The sequence below is a fragment of the Pseudomonas grimontii genome (assembly GCF_007858185.1).
Lineage (GTDB): Bacteria > Pseudomonadota > Gammaproteobacteria > Pseudomonadales > Pseudomonadaceae > Aquipseudomonas > Aquipseudomonas grimontii.
The window spans coordinates 96,333-110,309 of record NZ_VFES01000016.1 but is presented as its reverse complement, the minus strand read 5'-3'; the positions used below and the strand labels follow the sequence as shown (position 1 = coordinate 110,309).

Annotated in this window: 18 protein-coding genes; 11 read left to right on the top strand and 7 right to left on the bottom strand. The window is 62.8% G+C overall.

Annotated features, from left to right (window positions below; translation table 11 throughout):
* Positions 1 to 30 precede the first annotated feature (30 nt).
* From FIV39_RS23385 to FIV39_RS23375, 3 genes are read right to left on the bottom strand one after another with little or no spacing between them, the layout of a single operon-like run.
* On the bottom strand, positions 31 to 1,296 hold the full coding sequence (locus tag FIV39_RS23385; RefSeq protein WP_027605183.1) for an ABC transporter permease: 1,266 nt from the start codon (positions 1,294 to 1,296) through the stop codon (positions 31 to 33).
* 1 nt (position 1,297) lies between these two features.
* Positions 1,298 to 2,008, bottom strand: coding sequence for an ABC transporter ATP-binding protein (locus FIV39_RS23380; RefSeq protein ID WP_090401862.1), 711 nt, complete (start codon positions 2,006 to 2,008; stop codon positions 1,298 to 1,300).
* Positions 2,009 to 2,014: 6 nt separating this feature from the next.
* Positions 2,015 to 2,617 carry a DUF2796 domain-containing protein gene (locus tag FIV39_RS23375; RefSeq protein ID WP_090401863.1) on the bottom strand — a complete coding sequence of 201 codons (603 nt, stop codon included), beginning with the start codon at positions 2,615 to 2,617 and terminating at the stop codon, positions 2,015 to 2,017.
* Between the two features lie 131 nt (positions 2,618 to 2,748).
* Here FIV39_RS23375 and FIV39_RS23370 point away from each other — a divergent pair, with 131 nt between their 5' ends.
* Positions 2,749 to 3,087, top strand: coding sequence for a hypothetical protein (locus tag FIV39_RS23370; RefSeq protein ID WP_090401864.1), 339 nt, complete (start codon positions 2,749 to 2,751; stop codon positions 3,085 to 3,087).
* On the opposite strand, the gene trxA is transcribed toward FIV39_RS23370, so the two are convergent.
* The 4 genes from trxA to FIV39_RS23350 form a co-directional block, all read right to left on the bottom strand.
* Positions 3,084 to 3,956, bottom strand: a complete 873-nt coding sequence (gene trxA / locus FIV39_RS23365; RefSeq protein ID WP_090401865.1) for a thioredoxin — start codon at positions 3,954 to 3,956, stop codon at positions 3,084 to 3,086. The genes FIV39_RS23370 and trxA overlap by 4 nt on opposite strands.
* A gap of 72 nt (positions 3,957 to 4,028) precedes the next feature.
* Positions 4,029 to 5,030 carry an Abi family protein gene (locus FIV39_RS23360; RefSeq protein ID WP_090401866.1) on the bottom strand — a complete coding sequence of 334 codons (1,002 nt, stop codon included), beginning with the start codon at positions 5,028 to 5,030 and terminating at the stop codon, positions 4,029 to 4,031.
* A 263-nt stretch (positions 5,031 to 5,293) separates the two neighbouring features.
* Positions 5,294 to 5,947 carry a class I SAM-dependent methyltransferase gene (locus FIV39_RS23355; protein WP_090401868.1) on the bottom strand — a complete coding sequence of 218 codons (654 nt, stop codon included), beginning with the start codon at positions 5,945 to 5,947 and terminating at the stop codon, positions 5,294 to 5,296.
* Positions 5,944 to 6,399 carry a YbaY family lipoprotein gene (locus FIV39_RS23350; RefSeq protein ID WP_027605189.1) on the bottom strand — a complete coding sequence of 152 codons (456 nt, stop codon included), beginning with the start codon at positions 6,397 to 6,399 and terminating at the stop codon, positions 5,944 to 5,946. Before FIV39_RS23350 ends, FIV39_RS23355 begins: the two co-directional genes overlap by 4 nt.
* 140 nt (positions 6,400 to 6,539) lie before the next feature.
* Between FIV39_RS23350 and nrdR the strand changes: the two genes are divergently transcribed.
* The 10 genes from nrdR to FIV39_RS23300 all read left to right on the top strand — a co-directional run bounded on the left by nrdR (position 6,540) and on the right by FIV39_RS23300 (position 13,969).
* Entirely contained in the window at positions 6,540 to 7,010 is a 471-nt protein-coding gene (gene nrdR / locus FIV39_RS23345) for a transcriptional regulator NrdR (protein ID WP_167361102.1), read from the top strand.
* Complete coding sequence (gene ribD / locus FIV39_RS23340; protein WP_090401869.1) at positions 7,007 to 8,143, top strand: bifunctional diaminohydroxyphosphoribosylaminopyrimidine deaminase/5-amino-6-(5-phosphoribosylamino)uracil reductase RibD; 1,137 nt, start codon at positions 7,007 to 7,009, stop codon at positions 8,141 to 8,143. The genes nrdR and ribD overlap by 4 nt, the downstream gene beginning before the upstream one ends.
* Positions 8,144 to 8,190: 47 nt before the next feature.
* A complete protein-coding gene (locus FIV39_RS23335) occupies positions 8,191 to 8,853 on the top strand; it encodes a riboflavin synthase (RefSeq protein ID WP_049711322.1) in 663 nt (220 codons plus the stop codon).
* A 15-nt stretch (positions 8,854 to 8,868) separates the two neighbouring features.
* Complete coding sequence (gene ribBA, locus FIV39_RS23330; RefSeq protein WP_090401870.1) at positions 8,869 to 9,960, top strand: bifunctional 3,4-dihydroxy-2-butanone-4-phosphate synthase/GTP cyclohydrolase II; 1,092 nt, start codon at positions 8,869 to 8,871, stop codon at positions 9,958 to 9,960.
* Between the two features lie 88 nt (positions 9,961 to 10,048).
* Positions 10,049 to 10,525, top strand: coding sequence for a 6,7-dimethyl-8-ribityllumazine synthase (ribH, locus tag FIV39_RS23325; RefSeq protein WP_003176356.1), 477 nt, complete (start codon positions 10,049 to 10,051; stop codon positions 10,523 to 10,525).
* The gene (nusB, locus tag FIV39_RS23320; RefSeq protein WP_057724858.1) at positions 10,522 to 11,022 is read left to right on the top strand and encodes a transcription antitermination factor NusB; all 501 of its coding nucleotides are present in this window, start codon (positions 10,522 to 10,524) and stop codon (positions 11,020 to 11,022) included. Before ribH ends, nusB begins: the two co-directional genes overlap by 4 nt.
* Positions 11,023 to 11,040: 18 nt before the next feature.
* Positions 11,041 to 12,006, top strand: a complete 966-nt coding sequence (gene thiL, locus FIV39_RS23315) for a thiamine-phosphate kinase (protein ID WP_090401871.1) — start codon at positions 11,041 to 11,043, stop codon at positions 12,004 to 12,006.
* Positions 12,007 to 12,150: 144 nt separating this feature from the next.
* Complete coding sequence (gene ribA / locus FIV39_RS23310) at positions 12,151 to 12,768, top strand: GTP cyclohydrolase II (protein WP_090401872.1); 618 nt, start codon at positions 12,151 to 12,153, stop codon at positions 12,766 to 12,768.
* Positions 12,765 to 13,184 carry a nuclear fragile X mental retardation-interacting protein 1 gene (locus tag FIV39_RS23305; protein WP_090401873.1) on the top strand — a complete coding sequence of 140 codons (420 nt, stop codon included), beginning with the start codon at positions 12,765 to 12,767 and terminating at the stop codon, positions 13,182 to 13,184. Before ribA ends, FIV39_RS23305 begins: the two co-directional genes overlap by 4 nt.
* Positions 13,181 to 13,969 (top strand): cobalamin-binding protein, encoded by a 789-nt coding sequence (locus tag FIV39_RS23300; protein ID WP_090401874.1) that lies wholly within the window; start codon positions 13,181 to 13,183, stop codon positions 13,967 to 13,969. Before FIV39_RS23305 ends, FIV39_RS23300 begins: the two co-directional genes overlap by 4 nt.
* Positions 13,970 to 13,977: the final 8 nt, after the last annotated feature.

The window sequence follows — 13,977 nt, the reverse complement described above, 5'->3', positions numbered from 1 at the left end:
GGCTTGTAGCTTGAAACTTACAGCTGCTGTTCACAGCCTGATGGACAGGCCATCGGCCAGGGATTGTCGGTAGGCGCGCCAGGCGGGCACGCTGCCCATCAATAGCGCTGCGGCCAGGATACCGGCGAGCAAGGTCCATTCATATTCGCTGGGCCACGACATCGGCAGGTCAAGGCCGTAATTGGCCTGTAAATACCCGCGTGACGCGGCGATGCACACGTACAGCAAGCCCACGCCTGCGATCACGCCGGACAGGGCCAGGGCGAAGGCTTCGAAGATCAGCAGCGTCGCAATATGCCACGGCCGCGCGCCCACCGAGCGCAGGATCGCCATTTCGCGGCGGCGTTCGTTGAGGCTGGTGAGGATCGCCGTGAGCATGCCGATCAAGCCGGTCAGCACCACGAACAGTGAGATCACGAACAGGGCTTTTTCAGCGGTGCCCATCATGCTCCATAGCTCTTGCAGCGCCACGCCAGGCAGGATCGCCAGCATCGGCTCACCACGGAATTCGTTGATCTCCCGCTGCAGGGCGAAGGTGGAAATCTTGTTGTTCAGGCCGAGCATAAAGGCCGTGATGGCTTGCGGGGTGAGGTCCATATTGCGCGCCTGGTCGGCACTGATGCGGCCTTTGCCCTGCGCCGGTACGCCGTTGTGCCAGTCGATATGGATCGCCTCCATACCGCCAAGGCTGATATGCAGCGTACGGTCCACCGGCGTGCCGGTGCGCTTGAGAATACCGACCACGGTGAACGGCTTGTCATCGTGCTTGACCAGGCTGACCACCGCCACGCCGTGGGCCAGCACCAGCTTGTCGCCGAGCTTGTAATGCAGTGCATCGGCGACTTCGGCGCCGAGCACCACTTCGAACGGGTCGGTGGCGAAGGCACGGCCGCTGGCCAGTTCCAGGTTTTGCTTGCGCCCGTACTGGTAGTGCTCGAAGTACGATTCGTTGGTGCCCATCACCCGGTAACCGCGATGGGAGTCGCCGAGGGAAATCGGGATCGCCCATTTCACCTGGGGGCTGGCGGCGAAGTGCTCGTAGCTGTCCCAACGAATGTTGTTGGTGGCGTTGCCGATGCGGAACACCGAGTACAGCAGCAGGTTGACCGAACCGGAGCGCGCGCCGACGATCAGGTCGGTGCCGCTGATGGTGCTGGCGAAACTGTTGCGCGCCTCAACGCGCACGCGCTCCACCGCCAGCAGCAGGCACACCGACAAGGCGATGGCGAAGGCGGTGAGGATCGCGGTAAAGCGGCGGTTAGCCAGGCTGGCCATGGCTAGACGAAACAGATACATCTCAAACCTCTGCGGGCGTGGCGGCGTGATTGAGTTCGGCCAGCGACAGGTTGCGGTCGAACAGCGGCGCCAGGCTCTGGTCATGGCTGACAAACAACAGGCTGGCGCCGGCGTCGCGGCACTCGGCGAACAGCAGTCGAATGAAGGCTTCGCGGGCGTCGTAGTCCAGGGCCGAAGTGGGCTCGTCGGCGATCACCAACTCCGGCTGGCCGATCAGCGCACGGGCGGCGGCCACCCGTTGCTGTTGGCCGATGGACAACGAGTCGGCTCGGCGCTCCAGCAGGTCTTTGTCCTTCAAACCCAGGTGCGCCAGCAAGGTCGCGGCGGCCTGGTCGACGCTGCCGTGGCGTTGGATCGCCCGTTGCGCGCGCAGCTTGGAGAAGTGGCAGGGCAGCTCGACGTTCTCGCGCACCGACAGGAACGGCAGCAGGTTGAACTGCTGGAAGATATAACCGGTGTGGTCAACGCGAAAGCGGTCCCGCGCACCGGCCGAGAGTTCGGTCAGCTCCTGGCCGAGCAGGCGGATGCTACCGCGGCTGGGCTTCTGTACGCCGCCGAGCAGGCCGAGCAAAGTGGTTTTGCCACTGCCGCTCGGCCCCTTGAGAAACAGGGTTTCCCCCGCTTCCAGGCGGAACGCGGGGATGTCCAGTAACTGTGGGTGACCGGGCCAGTTGAAGCCCAGGTCAGACAGTTCGATCAATGCGTGGGTCATGGGCACTCAGAACTTCAGGGTGGCTGCTGTGGCGGTCGCGTCAACACCTTGCTGGCCGCTCGGGCCGATCAGTTGTACCTGAATTTTCTGGGTGGCGGGGAAGGTCTTGAACACCTGGGTCAGGTCCAGGTTGCCCAGGGCGGTCGGCGTGGCGCAGGTGAATTGGTAGTGGGCGTGGATTTCACTGTGATCGTGATGATGCTCGTGGGCGCCGTCTTTGGCGTCGTCGTCATGATCATCGTCGTCGTGGTCGGCTTCCGGTTTGTCGCCGAACAGCGGGCTGTTGAGTTCCTGGGTGCTGATCACGCAACCGGCGGCCTTGGGCAGGTTGAACAGGGCCAGCGGGTTCTCCAGCTGTTTGCGCGCGGCGGCGACCTTGGCTTTGTCGGCAGCGCTGGTAGCCACATGTTCGAAGCCCACCAGGTTCATCGCCGGGCTGTCCAGTTCAAGCTCCAGGGCCTGGCCGTCGAGTACCGCGTTAAGGCGGCCGACGCCATGTTCGTGGGCGCCGAGGCTGCCGTGTTCGTGGTCGTGGTCATGCTCGTCGGCGGCGTGAGCGATGGCGAGTGGCAACAGGGCAAACGGCAAAGCAAGCAACAGACGGCGCATGGGAGAACTCCAGGAGATGAAAGTTTTGTTATGTGATCTTATAACAATAGTGCCGAGAGTTTGACCGCCCGCTTGGCGTTGCGCAAGCCGCATGGGAGCATGCTCGTCAGAAAAATGCAGGAGTAAGGACGATGTTGCGAATTCGTGGAACCATCGGTGACCTGCCGGTGGACTTGACCTTGGAGCTGGATGACGGCGATTGGGCGCGACTCGGCGCGCAGTTGCAAGCAACGCCCATGGCAAGCGCGCCCGCAGCGCCGGTCAAGCAGAATGATGATCTGTGGCAGAGCGCCCAGGACCTGTTGCGCAACGCCGGGCAGCTCAGCGGCCTGGAGCTGCTTGATCGACTGGAAGGTTTGGCGGGGGATGCGGCGGCGGGCAAGCGCCTGTTGGTGCGCCTGCGCCACAGCGCCAAGGTGAAAGTGGCCAGCGGCGGGGATACGCCGCTGTACAGTTGGATCGGCGATTAGTACAGCGCGGCGAATAACTTGCGGCGGTACACGGTCACCAGCGGGTGATCATTGCCCAACAGTTCGAACACTTGCAGCAAGGTCTTGTGCGGCAGGCCTTCGCTGTAGCTGCGATTGCGGATAAACAGCTTGAGCAAGCCTTCCAGCGCCGCGTCGTATTGCTGGCGCGCCAGTTGCTGGATCGCCAGTTGATAGGCGGCTTCGTCGTCCTGCGGGTTTTGCGCCAGGCGGGTTTTCAACTCGGCTGCGTCCGGCAGGTCGGCGGCCTGGCGCAGGAAGGTGATTTGCGCCTTGGCGCCGGCGAGGGCGGCTTTGTGGTCATCGCTCTTCACCGCATCGAGCACGGCCTGGGCTTCGCCCAATTCACCGCGTTCGGCCAGGCAGCGGGCGTACAGAATCAACGCGGCGGCGTTGGTGTTGTCTTCACCCAGCAACGCCACCAGCACGGCCTCGGCATCGCTGATGCGCCCTTCGGCAAACAGCGCCTGGGCCTGCTCCAGCGGGTCAGCCGCCGCCGGCGGTGGCATCTGCACATGCGGCTCGAGCATCGCCCGCACCGCCGACTCCGGCTGCGCCCCGGCAAACCCATCCACCGGCTGGCCATCCTTGAACAGCACCACCGTCGGCAGGCTTTGAATGCCAAACCGCGCGACGATGTCCTGTTCGGCCTCGCAATCGACCTTGGCGAGCAGCAACTCGCCCTGATAACTCTCGGCAATCTGCGCCAGCATCGGCATCAACGCCTTGCACGGCGCGCACCACTCGGCCCAAAAATCCACGAGCACGGGTTTTTCGAAGGAATTCTGGATCACGGCCTGGTCGAAATTGGCGCTGGTGACGTCGAAGATGTACGGCGTGGGCTCACTCATGGGGCGTCTCGAATAAAGCGGGAATGGGGCAACTATAAGGGCTGGCGAAGGCTACCGGAAGCCGCATGGTGCTCAGGTGCTGGACGCGTGCCAAAAAGGGTCTTTATACCAATCGAGAGGGAAGCCCATCGCTTTCAGGCTAACTTCGGGAAATTCGCAAATCAGTTGATGCAGGCGTTGACCCCAGTCGCTGTTGGGGCTCAGTTGATGCATAAAGTGATTGAGGATGCAGAGCGCTGCAAAAATGCGGGTGTGCGGCCCTGGCTGAAAGAGATGTCCTGGCCATAAGAAGTTGGCGCTCTTCGGAAGTTCGGGACGAATGCCTAGCTCCCGGTTCCACAGTCGCGAATGATGGGCACACATGTTGCGAATGGTAGTCAGGGTGTGCAGCCAAGACTGCATCAGGGGCGCCGCAAGTCCCAGGCGCTTGGCAATGGCTTTTTTGTCCGCGTCTTTCGCCAAGCCTTTATATAAATGGGATAAATCACCCAGCGTCAGTTCTTCCAACATGGCCCAGCCTGGCATAAGAGGTGGATGGGCGTATGTAACGGTGTAATGGCGGGCGTAGCTTTCTTTTGCCCTGTGGCGTTTAAGGAGGCGTTTTCTCATGTCGTCGGCGCGCGATCTATCGATGCGCTCGCATTCCCGCTGGAAGTCACGCATGGCTGTGGATTGTTTGGCGGACAGCGTCGTAAGCAGCCGCTGATGATCGAACGCTTCGTGGAACATCAATGGGTTGATATACCAATGACTGCCATGGGCGGGCCCCATGTGGTTGCTGATGACGGAGCGCGATGCGATTTCGACTCTCTCGATGGCATCCATGGTGAGTAAACGAAGCCGTCGATCAAAGTCGTAAAGGCGAGTTAGCTGACGAAACTGACTGCCGTCACGAAAGCGATGGTTGACATCCTCCGGCTGCTGGAACGGCCGCATATAGGGGCTGAGTCGAAAGAAACTGACCGATTGTAAAAAAGACTCGGCGCGAACCTCGTCCTGAACATCCAACCCACGGTGCTTGAGCAGCTGCAACTGAGCTGAAACGTCAATTGCGGGCTTGCTGAATGTCCTCATGCCTAAAAAACACCGGGCATAAAAAACCCGCACAATTTGTGCTTGGCTACTGACGCAGCCAGAGGCATGGCGGGTGTATTGCCGTAGAGATTAGGTAGCTGCGTGCCTTTTTGCAAGGCCTTTATGGGGCGGCCAATGAGCGGAATTGTCTGGAAAAACATGCGGGTGGATTGCTCTGGACTCGTGCGGAAGGAGGGCATTTTCCACAGCCACTCTTTTTCTGTCTCAGCCAACTTATTGCCAGAAATTTGTAACGCGCGGGCTTACCGCCGCGAATGGTACAGGCTCACCTTGCGAAACTCCCAAGGCTCGGCCAAGTCCGGCAATGTCAGCGCATCGAGTATCTCCAGCCGCCGATAAGCCGGGTGCTGGAAGTCCCGCACGCGCGAGTCCGCCACCAGCGCTTCGCGGCCTCGACTGAGGAAGTGGTCGAGCAGCGGCAAGTTGGTGCGGTCGTAGAGCACGTCGGCGACCAGGATCAGGTCGAAGCGGTCGGCTTCGGCGAAAAAGTCCGTCGAGTAACTCAACGTCACACCATTGAGTTGGGCATTCGCCCGGCAGGACGCTAACGCCAGCGGGTCGAGGTCGCAGGCAACCACTTCCAACGCGCCGGCTTTAACCGCCGCAATCCCGGCCACACCGGAACCGGCGCCGAAATCCAGCACGCGCTTGCCTTTAACCCATTGCGGGTTCGCCGCCAGATACCGCGCCAGCGCCAAACCACTGGCCCAGCAAAAACTCCAGTAGGGCGGTTCATGCAGGATGCGTCGGGTTTCCTCGGGGCTGAAGGCGCGGTCCATGTTGTCCGCATCCAGCAGCCACAATGAAAGCTCGGTGCCCGGCAGCGGACAGGGCAGCAGTTGGGCGTCGCCGATCAGCGCGCTCAGGGCGCGCTGCAAGTCCAAGGGTGGCGTCATGGTGCCTTGACGAGTTCCAGGGGGCCGGTGGTCTGGGTGATCGCCTGGGTGATGCGTACGGCGGGCAGATGCAGGATCAACTGGCCGGATTGGCTGGCCCGGCCACGCAATTCAACCCGCGCGCCGGCAGGGAACGCCTCGGGGTTGTAGCGCAGGCGGAAGGCCAGGGGCTTGCCGTTGCCGGTCAGTACGCTGCTCGCCAGCAGTTGTTGCGGGCGCGAACGGTCATCGATCACCAGCAGCGCCATCTCGACTTCGGCGCCGGCCGGCACGTTGGTGAGGCTGCCGCTGATTTCGCGTTGATAGGCGGGCAGGGGGCCGAGGTCTTCAATGCCGGGGACTTTTTTCTCTTGTGCGGGCGTCGGTTGAGGTGCGGCCGGTTTGGGGGCTTCGCTGCTGCAGGCGACCAGGACACTGAACACGGTGAGCAAAACAAGTGGTCGTAACTGCATGTACGGCTCCAGAAAAGGACAAAATCCGTGGCTTGAAATATAAGAAACATATAGGCCTGCCTATATACCGTAAAGGCTATGGCTTGTCTTGCCACGGGGATGCGCTACCATGGCCCTCCCTTTTTTTGTTGCCTGCCACCATGCACTGTCCCTTCTGCGGTGCCAACGACACCAAGGTCATTGACTCGCGTCTGGTCGCCGAGGGCGATCAAGTGCGTCGTCGGCGCGAATGCCTGGCCCCTGGCTGCGGTGAACGTTTCACCACCTTCGAAACCGCCGAACTGGTATTGCCACGTCTGATCAAGTCCGACGGCAGCCGCCAGCCTTTCGACGAAGAAAAACTGCGCGCCGGTATGCAGCGCGCGCTGGAAAAACGCCCGGTGAGTGTCGAGCGGCTGGAGGCGGCGCTGGCGCATATCAAGCACAAGCTGCGCGCCACCGGCGAGCGCGAGGTCAAGAGCCTGGTGGTTGGAGAGCTGGTGATGGGCGAGCTGCAAAAGCTCGACGAAGTCGCCTATATCCGTTTCGCTTCGGTGTATCGACGCTTCCAGGACCTCAACGAGTTCCGTGAAGAGATCGACCGCCTGGCCCGTGAGCCGGTCAAAGAATGAACCCACTTTCTGCTGAACAGGCTGTGCTGGACGCCCATTACATGGCCCGCGCCCTCGAACTGGCGCGCAACGGCCTGTACACCACCCACCCCAACCCGCGTGTGGGCTGCGTGATTGTCCGCGATGGGCAGATTGTCGGCGAAGGCTGGCATGTGCGCACGGGTGAGCCCCATGCGGAAGTGCATGCCTTGCGGGCTGCCGGTGACAAGGCCCGAGGCGCCACGGCGTACGTAACCCTCGAGCCCTGCAGCCACTACGGCCATACCCCGCCGTGCGCCGATGCGCTGGTGAGTGCCGGGCTGGCGCGGGTGGTCGCAGCGATGCAGGACCCCAACCCGGAAGTTGCCGGGCGCGGCATGCAGCGCCTGGCCCAGGCCGGGATTGAGGTGCGCAGTGGCGTGCTGGAAGGTGAAGCGCGGGCCCTGAATAAGGGCTTCCTCAAGCGGATGGAACAGGGCCTGCCGTTTGTGCGGGTCAAGCTGGCAATGAGTCTGGACGGCCGCACCGCCATGGCCAGCGGCGAAAGCCAATGGATCACCGGCCCCGCCGCCCGCGCCGCCGTGCAGCGCCTGCGCGCCGAGGCCAGCGTGGTACTGACCGGTGCCGACACGGTATTGGCCGACGGCGCACGCCTGACCGTACGCGCCGCCGAACTCGGCCTGGACGAAGCCACCACGGCCCTGGCCATGTCGCGCCCGCCGCTGCGCGTGCTGATCGATGGCCGTTTGCGCGTGCCGCTCAACGCGCCGTTCTTCAAGGCCGGCCCGGCGTTGGTCATCACTTGCGTCACCGCAGAAAACCAGTTCCCCCGTGGCCCCGAATGCCTGGTGGTGCCGGGCGTGGACGGCCAGGTCGACCTGCGCTCGGCGCTGGTGGCCCTGGCCGCCCGTGGCGTCAACGACGTATTGGTGGAAGCCGGCCCAAGCCTGGCGGGGGCGTTTGCCCAGCAGGGCCTGGTGGACGAATACGTGATTTTCGTCGCCGGCAAGTTCCTCGGCTCCGCTGCCCGGCCTTTACTCGACTGGCCGCTTGAGAAACTGGCAGACGCCCCCCAACTCAAGATCACTGAAATGCGCGCTGTAGGCGACGACTGGCGAGTCACTGCCATCCCTGTGCCAGCAGCGAGCGTATAATTCTGACCGGGCGCTCAAGTGCCCGCCCCGTTTTCCAGGAGAAGGCCATGTTCACCGGCATTATCGAATCCATCGGCAGCATCCGCGCCATGACCCCCAAGGGTGGCGACGTGCGCCTGCTGGTTGAAACCGGCAAGCTCGACCTCGGCGACGTCAAGCTGGGCGACAGCATCGCCGTCAGCGGCGTGTGCCTGACCGTCATCGAGCTGCCGGGCAACGGCTTTGCCGCCGACGTCAGCCGGGAAACCCTGGACTGCACCGCGATGAACGACCTCAAGGCCGGCAGCCCGGTCAACCTGGAAAAAGCCCTGACCCCGACCACCCGCCTGGGCGGCCACCTGGTCAGTGGTCACGTCGACGGCGTCGGCGAAGTGGTGGCCCGCAGCGAAAATGCGCGTGCCGTGGAATTCCGCATCCGCGCGCCCAAAGAGCTGGCCAAGTACATCGCCCACAAAGGCTCGATCACTGTCGATGGCACCAGCCTCACCGTGAACGCCGTGAACGGCGCCGAATTTGAATTGACCATTATTCCCCACACCCTGAGCGAAACCATCATGGCGTCGTACCAGCCTGGTCGCCGGGTGAACCTGGAAGTCGACTTGCTTGCCCGTTACCTGGAGCGCCTGCTTATGGGCGATAAGGCCGCAGAGCCTGCCGCCGGTAACATCACCGAAAGTTTTTTGGCCGCTAACGGCTACCTGAAATCCTGACCAAGGGGGTGCCCTGTGGCGCTCAATAGCATCGAAGAACTGGTTGAAGACATCCGCCAAGGCAAGATGGTCATCCTGATGGATGACGAAGACCGCGAAAACGAAGGCGACATCATCATGGCCGCCGAGGCCTGCAAGCCTGAGCACATCAACTTTATGGCCAAGCACGCCCGTGGGCTGATCTGCATGCCCATGAGCCGAGAGCGCTGCGAGTTGCTCAAGCTGCCGTTGATGGCGCCGCGCAATGGCTCGGGTTTCGGCACCAAGTTCACCGTATCGATTGAAGCGACCACCGGCGTCACCACCGGCATTTCCGCCGCTGACCGTGCGCGCACCGTGCAAGCCGCTGCCGCCAAGGACGCCAAGGCCGAAGACATCGTCAGCCCAGGCCACATCTTCCCGTTGATGGCTCAACCGGGCGGCACCCTCGCGCGCGCCGGCCACACCGAAGCGGCCTGCGACCTGGCGCGCATGGCTGGTTTCGAGCCGAGCGGCGTGATCTGCGAAGTGATGAACGACGACGGCACCATGGCCCGTCGTGTCGAACTCGAAGCCTTTGCCGCCGAACACAACATTAAGGTCGGCACGATTGCCGACCTGATTCACTACCGGATGATCCACGAACGTACCGTTCAGCGGATTGCCGAGCAGCCGCTGGACAGCGAACTGGGCCAATTCAATTTGGTGACCTACCGTGATTCGGTCGAAGGCGACGTGCACATGGCCCTCACCCTGGGCACCATCTGCGCCGACGAGCCAACCCTGGTGCGCGTACACAACATGGACCCGCTGCGCGACCTGCTGATGGTCAAGCAACCGGGCCGTTGGAGCCTGCGCGCCGCGATGGCTGCGGTGTCCGAGGCAGGCAGCGGTGTGGTGCTGCTGCTGGGTAACCCGGTGGATGGCGACGTGTTGCTCGCGCATATTCGCGAAACCGCCGAGCAGACCCAGGTGAAAACGCCGACCACCTACAGCATCGTCGGTGCCGGTTCGCAGATCCTGCGTGACCTCGGTGTGCGCAAAATGCGCCTGATGAGCGCACCGATGAAATTTAATGCGATATCCGGATTCGATCTGGAAGTTGTAGAATACGTGCCCTCCGAATAAAGGCCGGCGCTTTTTGCCCCTTGTTCGCGGTTAAATCATCACTGAGGGACGCACTTTTCGCGTCCCGGCTCTTTAAGAGATTTGTCGAATGACCCTGAAGACCATCGAAGGTACCTTCATCGCCCCCAAAGGCCGCTATGCCCTGGTGGTTGGCCGCTTCAACAGCTTCGTGGTTGAAAGCCTGGTAAGCGGTGCCGTGGATGCCCTGGTTCGCCACGGTGTGAGCGAGAGCGACATCACTATCATCCGCGCCCCTGGCGCCTTCGAAATTCCACTGGTTGCGCAAAAAGTTGCTCAACAGGGTGAATACGCGGCGATCATCGCCCTGGGCGCGGTCATTCGTGGCGGTACTCCGCACTTCGAATACGTGGCCGGCGAATGCACCAAGGGCCTGGCCCAGGTGTCCATGGAGTTCGGCGTGCCAGTCGCTTTCGGCGTACTGACCGTGGATTCCATCGAGCAAGCCATCGAGCGTTCCGGCACCAAGGCCGGCAACAAAGGCGCTGAAGCTGCCCTGTCCGCGCTGGAAATGGTCAGCCTGCTGTCGCAGTTGGAGGCCAAGTGATTTCCGACGAAAGCGATCGTTTCAACCCGCGCGACGAGCGTCCAGCAGACGCCGGCAAGCCCTCGAAAAGCGAAAAGCGCCGTGCGGCCCGTCAGCTCGCGACCCAGGCGCTGTACCAGCGTCATATGGCCGGCACTTCGCTGAACGAAATCGAAGCGCAATTTCGCGTCGATAACGACTTCACGTTTGCCGACCAGAGTTACTTTCACGACATTCTGCACGGCGTTCCGGCCAACCTGGACGAGATCGACGCTGCATTGACGCCGTGCCTGGACCTCACCCTCGAAGAGCTGGACCCGGTTGAACTGGCCGTACTGCGCCTGTCCACCTGGGAGCTGCTCAAGCGCGTCGACGTGCCGTACCGCGTGGTGATCAACGAAGGTATCGAACTGGCGAAAGTCTACGGTTCGACCGACGGTCACAAGTTCGTCAACGGCGTGCTCGACAAGCTGGCCCCGCGCCTGCGTGAAGCCGAAGTGAAGGCGTACAAGCGCTAACCTGCGCTTGAGTCCTGAATGGGCGAGTTTGAGCTGATCCACACGTACTTCGCCGCCGCGCCGTGTGCGCAGGGTGGCGAGGGCATCGCCCTGGGGATCGGCGACGACTGCGCCTTGCTGGCGCTCCCCGCCGGGGAGCAACTGGCAATTTCCACCGATACCTTAGTGGCCGGCGTGCACTTTGCCGACCCCTGTGACCCGTTCCTGCTCGGCCAGCGCTCGCTGGCCGTGGCGGTCAGCGACCTAGCCGCCATGGGCGCCCATCCCCTCGCGTTTACCCTTGCCCTGACCACGCCGACCGTCGATGCCGATTGGCTGCAACGCTATGCCCAGGGTTTGAACGCCATGGCGCAAAGCTGCGGCGTGGGCCTGGTGGGCGGCGATACCACGCGCGGCCCGCTGAGCTTGACCCTGACCGTGTTTGGTCGTGTACCCGCCGGGCAAGCGTTGACGCGCCGCGGCGCACAGCCGGGCGACCTGTTGTGCGTGGGGGGCGAGCTGGGCAATGCCGCCGGTGCCTTGCCGCTGGTATTGGGGCAGCGCAGCGCCGACGCAGCGATTGCCGACCCGTTGCTGGCCCATTACTGGTCGCCGCAACCGCAGTTGGCCTTGGGGTTGGCTCTACGGGGCAAGGCTACGTCGGCGATGGATATTTCTGACGGGCTTTTGGCCGATTGCGGGCATATCGCCAAGGCCTCGGCTGTCAGCCTGTTGATCGAGCGCGAGCAGCTGCCGCTATCCAACGCCTTGCTCGCGTTTGTCGGGGATGACGAGGCGCGGGTGGCCGCATTGAGCGGCGGCGATGACTACGTGCTGGTGTTCACCCTGCCGCCCCTGGAACTTGCGCCATTGCTGGCTGGCGGCTGGCCGATCCACGTGATCGGCCGGGTCGAGGCGGGGCAGGGTGTCACGTTGCTTGACGCCAACGGGCAGGACATCACCCCGGCCGTGCGTGGCTATCAGCACTTTCGCGAGACGCCCTGAATAGTCTGTCGCGCTCCTACATAGAATCAACACAAAGGCCAATCAAACCGATTGATCTTTATCAGCGATAATTCAGCTTAAGCGTCTGTAGGAACCTGCTGTTACAATGCCCGCCTCTGTGAAATCTGAAATCAGGAGCACACGGTGCCCGTCGTTTTCGTCGCTGCTTCCAAGCTGCCTACCCCTTTTGCCACGTTCACCATGAGCGGCTTTCTCGAAGAGGCCACCGGGCGTGAGCACGTTGTGCTCAGCCTCGGCGACATCGCCGATGGCGCACCGGTTCTCGGTCGCGTGCACTCCGAGTGCCTGACCGGCGATGCGCTGTTCAGCCAGCGCTGTGACTGCGGCTCGCAACTTGAAGCCGCGATGCGCGCCATCGCCCGTGAAGGCCGTGGTGTGCTGTTGTACTTGCGTCAGGAAGGCCGTGGCATTGGCCTGCTGAACAAGATCCGCGCCTACGAGCTGCAAGACGGCGGTGCCGATACCGTCGAGGCCAACGAGCGCCTGGGCTTCGCCGCCGACCAGCGTGACTACGCGATCTGCCTGCCGATGCTGGAGCACCTGGGCGTGAAATCCCTGCGCCTGATGACCAATAACCCGCGCAAGGTCAAAGCCTTGACCGAGATGGGCATCACCGTGGCTGAGCGCGTACCGCTGCATACCGGGCACAACCCGCACAACAAACTCTACCTGGCGACCAAGGCCAGCAAGCTCGACCACATGATGGGCAACGAGCATCAGGGCGAGGTCGACCCCGCGTGACCCGTGGCCAGGTGAAACGGCGACTGTCCTTCAACTGGTGGCAGTACCTGGCCCTGGCGCTGCTCCCGCTGTTCGTGATCAACCTGGTGTTCGGCCAGGCCGAGCCCTTGCTGCCGGTGCTGGCCATGCCGTTCTTTATCGCCGGCGTGGCATCGATGTTCCTCAGCCTGCGCTACTTCCACGGCTATAAACACGCCCTGATCGCCACCTCCAAAGCCCTTGATACCGCTGAAGAACCGGCTGCCTGGATTACCCTGGCGGCCCGACGACGTACGGCCTTGATGGTGGCTGCCGTGCCGGCGTGGGTGGGCGCACTGGCGGTGTTCGTCGGCCTGGAGGCGGTGCCGCTTTTCCTGTTGGCGCTGTCGACGATGGTGTTGTTTTACCTCTACCGCATCCCGCGTCAGTTGGGATGACGGGCCGCTGGCTGGCGCTTCTGTTGCTGGCGTTCGGTGCCCCGGCGCTGGCGGTCGAACGGGTCGTGAGCCTGGCGCCATCGCTGTCGGAAATCGTGGTTGAACTCGGGGCTACTGACCTGCTGGCAGGCGTGCTGGATGGCGGCGAACGCCCGGCGGCGCTGGCGAACGTGCCGTCGGTTGGGCGTTACGGACAGCTGGACATGGAGCGCCTGCTGAGCCTCAAGCCCGACCTGATCCTGCTCTGGCCCGGCAGCGTCGGCCCGGCCCAGCGCGAGCAGCTGCGGCACTTGAATATCCCGGTGTACGTCGCCGAACCCCATAGCCTTGAACAATTGACCACCCAGGTCCAGGCCATCGCCGAGCAACTGGGCCGTGCCGATGCCGGCCGGCAATTGGCCGCGCAACTGCGCCTGCGCCTGGCGCAGTTACGTCAGCGTTATCAACGTGCCGAACCGTTGCGGGTGTTCTATCAGGTGTGGAACCAGCCGCTGTACACCGTGGGCGGCGGCCAGATCATCAGCGACGCGCTGAGCGTGTGCGGTGCGCGCAACGTGTTTGACGACCTGAAGCTACCCGCGCCGCAGGTCAGCATCGAGTCGGTATTGCAACGTAATCCCGAGATGATTCTGGTGGGCGATCAGGCGCAGAAGGAGGCCTGGAAGGCCTGGCCAACCATGGCGGCACGTGTGCGACTGGTTCCAGACAAAGGTCTGGAACGGCCCAGCGGGCAGATGCTGGAAGCGCTGGCGCGGCTGTGTCAGGTGATTGCTCCGAGCCGTTGAGACCAGCC